Below are 636 nucleotides of genomic sequence, written 5' to 3' on the forward strand. Positions count from 1 at the left end.
CGCGTCATAACAAGGTATCTATCCCAATTCCCCAACTTCCGGTATACTAGATAAAAATAGTTATCGGAGGAAAGGTATTGTACTATGATGATTCAACTAAGCGATTTAGGTCAAGTTTACCTTGTTTGTGGTAAGACAGATATGAGGCAGGGAATAGACTCCTTAGCCTATGTGGTTAAAAGCCACTTTGAATTGGATCCTTTCTCAGGTCAAGTCTTTCTCTTTTGTGGTGGACGTAAAGACCGCTTTAAAGCCCTTTACTGGGATGGTCAAGGATTCTGGTTACTTTACAAACGCTTTGAGAACGGTAAGTTGACTTGGCCAAGTACAGAAAAGGATGTCAAAGCTCTCACACCTGAACAAGTAGATTGGCTGATGAAGGGATTTTCTATCACTCCCAAAATAAATCCATCAGAAAGTCGTGATTTCTATTGAAATTAAGACTTTCTTTTTAGTATAATAAAGTTAGAAAATAAGGAGGAAAGTCTATGGGAGAATTATTGAAAATCATTCAACAACAGAGTGCTACAATTGATAGTCTCACCAATGAACTTGCCCTTCTGCGTGAACAAGTGGCTTATCTAACGCAAAAGCTCTATGGAAAATCCTCTGAGAAAAGTGTTTGCCCCTCTGGAC

Annotated in this window: 2 protein-coding genes; both read left to right on the forward strand. The window is 39.0% G+C overall.

Features of this window, described 5'->3' with window-relative positions; translation table 11 throughout:
* Window positions 1-84: 84 nt before the first annotated feature.
* Window positions 85-435 carry an IS66 family insertion sequence element accessory protein TnpB gene (gene tnpB, locus SMIDD28_RS10710; RefSeq protein ID WP_061425910.1) on the forward strand — a complete coding sequence of 117 codons (351 nt, stop codon included), beginning with the start codon at window positions 85-87 and terminating at the stop codon, window positions 433-435.
* A gap of 65 nt (window positions 436-500) precedes the next feature.
* On the forward strand, window positions 501-636 hold a 136-nt coding region (locus SMIDD28_RS10715), incomplete at its 3' end, for a transposase (RefSeq protein ID WP_081103305.1).

Source organism: Streptococcus mitis, assembly GCF_001579045.1.
Lineage (GTDB): Bacteria > Bacillota > Bacilli > Lactobacillales > Streptococcaceae > Streptococcus > Streptococcus mitis_D.